Origin of the sequence: Streptomyces smaragdinus (assembly GCF_009604385.1) — a bacterium.
GTDB classification, from domain to species: domain Bacteria; phylum Actinomycetota; class Actinomycetes; order Streptomycetales; family Streptomycetaceae; genus Streptomyces; species Streptomyces smaragdinus.
The window spans coordinates 1-958 of sequence record NZ_WEGJ01000104.1; the positions used below are offsets into that span (position 1 = coordinate 1).

At 68.8% G+C, this 958-nt stretch carries 1 protein-coding gene; it reads right to left on the minus strand.

Annotated features, from left to right (window positions below):
• Positions 1–958 (minus strand): aldehyde dehydrogenase family protein (locus SRB5_RS35765; RefSeq protein ID WP_153458038.1); only part of this gene is annotated, 958 nt, incomplete at both ends.

Here is a 958-nt window from a genome sequence, read left to right on the forward strand (position 1 = left end):
CCAGCGGCCCGACTCGTCGACACCACCGGTGACGATCTTCCCGCCGTCCCCGGGAATCCCGGAGACGTACGCCGACACCTTCTCGAAGTGCCGCCGGCTCGCCAGCGACGACAGCCGCACCGAAGGATCGAACGGATCCCCGATCGTCAGGGCCTCGGCGGCGGCGACGAACCGCTTCATGAACTCGTCGTAGATCCCGGACTGCACGAACAGCCGCGACCCCGCCAGGCAGATCTGCCCGGAGTTGCGGAAGATCGCCTCCACGGCCCAGTGCACCGCGTTGTCGATGTCCGCGTCGTCGAAGACGATGTTCGCGCCCTTGCCACCCAGCTCGAGCGACACGGGCGCCAGATGACCGGCAGCGCCCGCCATCACATGCTTGCCGGTCGCCGACGACCCGGTGAAGGTGACCCGGTCCACCCGCTCGTCGGCCACCAGCGCCGACCCGGCCGGATTCCCGTACCCGTTGACGACGTTCAAAACCCCCGGCGGCAGCTCCGCCTCGATCGCCAGCCGCCCCAGCATCGTCACCGACGCAGGCGTGTCCTCCGACGGCTTGATGATGCACGTATTGCCCCACGCGATCGCCGGTGCGATCTTCCACGTCGCCATCATCAGCGGAAAGTTCCACGGACTGATCGCCGTGACGACACCCGCCGGCCCGAACTCGCTGTACGCGTGATGCCCCGTATCCATCGGATACACCGCACCCACATGATCGCGCTGATGATCCGCGAAGAACCGGAAGTTGTGCACCGACCGGCCCACATCATGCCGCGCCTGCGCGAGGGGCTTGCCCATGTTCGTCGTGTCGGCGACCGCCAGCTCCTCCGCGTGCGCCTCCATCACATCCGCCAGCCGGTGAATCGCCGCGGCCCGCTCGGCCCGCTTCATCCGCGGCCACGGCCCCTCGTCGAACGCCCGCCGCGAACTCGCCACCGCCCGCGACGCATCCTCC